At 63.7% G+C, this 4,897-nt stretch carries 5 protein-coding genes and 1 tRNA gene; 2 read left to right on the top strand and 4 right to left on the bottom strand.

Annotated features, from left to right (window positions below; all coding sequences use genetic code 11):
- Nucleotides 1-265: 265 nt before the first annotated feature.
- Nucleotides 266-1,855, bottom strand: a complete 1,590-nt coding sequence (murJ, locus tag Q4C89_RS13925; RefSeq protein WP_303103225.1) for a murein biosynthesis integral membrane protein MurJ — start codon at nucleotides 1,853-1,855, stop codon at nucleotides 266-268.
- Between the two features lie 122 nt (nucleotides 1,856-1,977).
- Between murJ and Q4C89_RS13920 the strand changes: the two genes are divergently transcribed.
- Nucleotides 1,978-2,067 (top strand) — tRNA-Ser (locus Q4C89_RS13920).
- A 49-nt stretch (nucleotides 2,068-2,116) separates the two neighbouring features.
- On the opposite strand, the gene ruvB is transcribed toward Q4C89_RS13920, so the two are convergent.
- Both ruvB and Q4C89_RS13910 read right to left on the bottom strand, forming a co-directional pair.
- Entirely contained in the window at nucleotides 2,117-3,136 is a 1,020-nt protein-coding gene (gene ruvB, locus Q4C89_RS13915; protein ID WP_303103224.1) for a Holliday junction branch migration DNA helicase RuvB, read from the bottom strand.
- A gap of 41 nt (nucleotides 3,137-3,177) precedes the next feature.
- On the bottom strand, nucleotides 3,178-3,846 hold the full coding sequence (locus tag Q4C89_RS13910; RefSeq protein ID WP_303103223.1) for an SCO family protein: 669 nt from the start codon (nucleotides 3,844-3,846) through the stop codon (nucleotides 3,178-3,180).
- An 88-nt stretch (nucleotides 3,847-3,934) separates the two neighbouring features.
- On the opposite strand from Q4C89_RS13910, the gene Q4C89_RS13905 reads away from it, so the two are divergent.
- Complete coding sequence (locus Q4C89_RS13905) at nucleotides 3,935-4,447, top strand: M23 family metallopeptidase (RefSeq protein ID WP_303103222.1); 513 nt, start codon at nucleotides 3,935-3,937, stop codon at nucleotides 4,445-4,447.
- A 4-nt stretch (nucleotides 4,448-4,451) separates the two neighbouring features.
- Here the strand turns inward: Q4C89_RS13905 and Q4C89_RS13900 are convergent, their stop codons facing one another.
- Complete coding sequence (locus Q4C89_RS13900) at nucleotides 4,452-4,691, bottom strand: hypothetical protein (protein ID WP_303103221.1); 240 nt, start codon at nucleotides 4,689-4,691, stop codon at nucleotides 4,452-4,454.
- Nucleotides 4,692-4,897 lie beyond the last annotated feature (206 nt).

The following is a 4,897-nucleotide window of genomic DNA, read 5'->3' as shown; positions in this document are numbered from 1 at the left end:
CGTAACAAGGTAACTGTACCGGAAGGTGCGGTTGGATCACCTCCTTTCTATAGGTCACGTTGACTTGCACCGATGGCGTCTAATGAGCAGCACTGGTCTTCAAAGACTGGTGCTGCTTTTTTATTTGCTTCTTTCCTGCACTTATGACACGGGAGGTAGATAAGCTGGATTGCCGCACGCTGGATACAGAGAAAGCAACTGCGCTCTTCGAGACCACAGAAAAGCGGGCGACGCTTTGAACATCGCCCGCCCTCTCCACTGCCACTTAGCGTTTGAGGCGGCGCAGGAGACCGTTCATTTCGGGCATTCTCAGGGCCAAAGCGCCGAGCAAATACACAGCCAAGCCGGCCCCACCGGCGACCACCAGCCCCACCATGCCCGGTACGATAAAACCAGGAGAGGGAAGCCAACGCGAGATGAACCAGGCCACTGCGCCTGCCAAGATGGCCAAGGGCACCACTTTAGCCAGGTGCTCACTGACCGCCTGCCAGGGGAAACCTACCGCCCGCTGATAGAGAGCAGCCAGAGCGCAGGCCATCAGCAAGCCGCTGAGCGTGGTGCTCAGGCCGAAACCGAAGAGACCCAGGAGCGGCACCAGCACTTTGTAGAGGCCGACTTCCAGCACGAAGCCGATGGCGCTGATGGTCACGGCTTCGCGGGTCCGCTCGCGGGCGTAGAAGGTCCGCAGCAGAATCGTCACCACGGCCCAGGGAATCAGGGCGAGTGCCCAGCCGGCCAGGATGCCCGCTCCCGCCTGGAATTTGTCGAGGTCAATATCTTGCCTGAGGTTGTAGACGCTGACCGCGTAGGGAGCCAGCACCACCAGCAGCGCACTGATGGGAGCGGCCAGAAAGGTGCTGGTGCGGATGGTCTGAGCCGTCAGCGCCCGGAACTCGGCCCAGTTGCCGTCGGCGGCGTGCTGGGAAAAGCGGGGAAACACGGCCAGAGCAGGGGAGACCACGAACAGTCCGTTCGCCATCGTGAACAGGGCTTCGGCGTTGCTGTAACCCGTTTGCGTGCCGGGCCGAAATTGCGAGGCGTCGGTGAGCAGGCGGGTGACGTACAGGTTCAGAAATTGCCGTGCTCCGGCTGTCAGGGTAAAAGGAGCCATCTGCACGAGCACCCGTTTCAGTGCGGGGTGTCCGGTCAGCCGGGGCTGGGGAAGCAGGCCAAAGCGTTTCAGGGCGGGCAATTGAACGACCAGTTGTGCCACGCCCCCCACCAGCCAGCCGAAGGCCAGCCACGTGGCATTGTCCGGCAGCAGCAGTAGGGCCGCGATGCTGGCGATGTTGAAGGCCACGGGCGCAAAGCTGCTTTCGCGGAAGTGCTCGTCCGAGTTGAGCAGGCCCATAGCGATGGCCGAGAGGCTGATGAGCATCAGAAACGGCATCACCAGTTGGGTCATGTAAATCGCCAGGGCGCGGTCAATGTTGGCGTCTGCCGAGGTCAGCAGGCCGACCACCCAGGGCGCGGCAAAGATGCCCAGCGCCATCAGCAGCAGGTTGATGGCAATCAGCAGGCCGCTGAACGACTGCGCCAGTTTGCGCCGTTCCTGGGCGTCCAGCGACTTGTAGACCGGGATGAAGGAATTGACGAGTGCGCCCTCGGCCAGCAGCTCACGCAGCAGGTTGGGCACCTTGACGGCGACATTGAACGCGTCGGTCAGCGAGGTGTCGAAGAGGTTGATGACCTGTTGGCGAACGACGCCCGACAGCCGCGAACCCAGCGTACCCGCCATCACAATAAGCGTGTTGGCCCGCAGCGATTTTTTTGGCGTCGGCGCGGGCGAGGCGGGGCCTTGTGGCGGCGCGTTGGGGTCGGGAGCGGGTGGGGGAACGGAAGAGCTTGAACTCACGCGGGATACTGTACTCGCTTGTGACGGATGGCACTTGCAAGTGTGTGGCTGAGCCGCCTTTTCCCCCTGCCCTCTCGCCAAGTGCCCTCCCGTGTGCTACACTTCCCGTTGCCCGCATTCGCGGAGAGGTGGCAGAGTGGTTGAATGCGTCGCTCTCGAAAAGCGGAGTACTCGCAAGGGTACCGTGGGTTCGAATCCCACCCTCTTCGCCAACAGAAAAGACCCGCCGGATAGACTGGCGGGCTTTTTTCTTTGCCTTGTTCAGTTCAGGAACAGCCCTTCGCCTGCGTCCATACTGCCAAAAGGCAGGCCCAGATGCTCGTAGGCGTGCGCCGTCGCCACCCGGCCACGCGGCGTGCGCTTGATGAAGCCGAGCTGGATGAGGTACGGCTCATACACGTCTTCCAGGGTCAAGGCGTCTTCACTGATGGCTGTCGCCAGGGTGTCTACCCCCACAGGGCCGCCCGCAAAGCGGTGAATCAGGGTTTCCAGATACTTCTTGTCGCGGTCATCCAGCCCTGCCGAGTCCAGCCCCAGTTTGTCGAGGGCGTCGTGGGCGCGTTCCATGCCGATGGCGCTGTCGCCCGCCACGTCGGCAAAGTCGCGCACCCGCCGCAGCAACCGCTTGGCGATTCGCATGGTGCCGCGTGAACGTGCCCCGATTTCCAGGGCCGCGTCCGGCTCCAGCCCGAAGCCCAGCAGTCGGGCGTCGCGTTGCAGGTTGGTCGAGATTTCTTCGGCGGTGTAGTACTCCAGATGCTCGATGATGCCGAAGCGCGAGCGCATGGGCGCGGTAATCAGGCCGGGGCGGGTGGTCGCGCCGACCAGCGTGAAGCGCGGCAGCGGCAGTTCGATGGTGCGGGCGGCTGGCCCCTGCCCCAGCACGATGTCGAGCTTGAAGTCTTCCATCGCGGGGTAGAGGTGTTCTTCGGCCACGCGCCCCAGACGGTGAATTTCATCAATGAACAGCACGTCGCCTTCCTCAAGCGAGTTGGTCAGAATGGCGGCGAGGTCGCCCGGCTTCTCGATGGCGGGGCCAGAAGTCACACGGATGTTGACGCCGAGTTCGTAGGCGATGATGTGGGCCAGGGTCGTCTTGCCCAGCCCGGGCGGGCCGAACAGCAGCGTGTGGTCGAGGGCTTCACGGCGGCCCCGCGCCGCCTGAAGGTAAACGCCCAGCTTGGACTTGAGTTTTTCTTGCCCGACGTATTCCGTCAGGGTTTTGGGCCGCAGCGCCGCGTCGTTGTTGCGGTCTTCGGGGTTGGGTGGAAGGGCAGTCATGCCCATCATTTTACGCTATTTGCGAAATCTGTATGCCCTGGTCAAGATTTGTTGCCGTAGTCGCGAATCAGGCCCGGCAGGTCGCGTTCCAGGGTGCCGTCCATCGCCTCGGCATTGTTGTAGACGCGCACGAAACGGCCCTGGGGGTCGATGATTCGCACCTCGTCCCCGTGAATTCGGGCGGCGACTGGGGCGCTGACAGGCGCGTCCTGGCCTTGTTCGCTGTGGGCTGTGTGGTCGCCGTGGCCTGCGGGTTCTTCGACCACGTTGCTGACGAAGAGGGCTCTGGCGGCGGCGTCTATGTTGGCGGGGGTTCCAGTCAGGCCCGTGAAATCGGCGTCGAACTTGTCGAGGTAATCACGCAGCACGTTGGGTGTGTCGTACACGGGGTCGACGCTGACCAGTTGCACCTGCACCCGCTTTTTCTGCTCGGGGGTCAGGGTCTTGTACACGCGGCTGAGGTTGGACAGCGTCAGCGGACAGACATCCGGGCAACGGGCGTACCCGAAGAACATCAGCCGCAGTCGCCCGTCCGACGCCGCCAGGGTCGTAGCCTGCCCCCGGTCATTGACGAGTGGGGTGGCGGGGACCGGCAGCGGGGTATCGAGCGCCGTGCCGCCGGCCAGCGCCGGGGGATTGACCGCCCGCAGCAGCAGCAGGGCCGCCAGCACAGCGGCAATGACAAGCAGGGCAGCGGTCAGCCATTTCATCCCCCCAGGCTAGGGCCGGGGCGCGGGCAGGGTGTCCCCTCCATCTTTTGCCGGATGACTCTGGTGCCCCGGTGCGCCATGCTGAATCATGCGGTTTTTCGGCACTCTGGTTTTTCTGCTGTTTGTGGCATTTCTGCTGTTTCTCGCCTGGCCCTACGTGCAGGACTCGGGCCGCTATGGCCGTCTGGTGTCGGCCCCGGTGCCGGTCAGCCTGCCCAATCCGCTGCCGGGCCGCCCCCTCACCGACACCTGGGGCGGAGCGCGGAGCGGTGGCCGCACCCATGAAGGCATCGATATCTTCGCCAAACGCGGCACGCCGATTCTCTCGACCACCGAGGGCGTGGTGCTGAATGTCGGCCCCAACAACCTCGGCGGGCGCACCGTGATGATTCTGGGGCCGGGCGGACAGCGCCACTACTACGCCCATCTGGAGAAATACCCCGAACTGGAGCGCGGCGATTGGGTGGACGCGGGCGACGTGGTGGGCTACGTGGGCGACAGCGGCAACGCCAAAGGCACCCCGCCGCATCTGCACTACGGCATCTATACGGCGGGGGGGGCGATCAATCCTTATCCGTTACTGAAGGCGGGGCAGCGCTAGGGCTTCAGGCGGCTCTTTCGAGCATCAGCCGCCGCTCGAGGTCGTCCAGCGCCTCCTGGTAAAGCGATTGGGGCAACTGGGTCACGACGGCCAGGAAGGTGGCGGCGTCGTGCAGGCTGGCGTGGTGACTTTCGTGCGACCAGCCCGGGCCTTCCGCCATCAGAATGACGCGGGTCTGGGAAAGAAGAAACCGGACGCGGCCCTCCCCCGTCCGCGTATCGCTGAAATGACGAATCACGTTCATGTCCATAGCGTAACGCCCGGAGATGACAATTCCATCACCCAAAATGATGAGTTCTTCAGAGACAGGGCCGCCCTTTCGGGGGAGAGGGCAGCCCCGCATTCCCATCCGCCGAAGGGGCGGCCCCTCTAAACTACGGGTCTGTTCTGGCGGCCCAGGGCCGAGGGAGGTGGAAAGGTGGCGACCAAAGAAGATGTCCGCGCACGGCT

The sequence above is a fragment of the Deinococcus sp. genome, assembly GCF_030523985.1.
In the GTDB taxonomy this organism is placed as follows: domain Bacteria; phylum Deinococcota; class Deinococci; order Deinococcales; family Deinococcaceae; genus Deinococcus.
The sequence above is the reverse complement of the archived record's forward strand: the minus strand, read 5'-3'. Positions and strand labels throughout refer to the sequence as shown.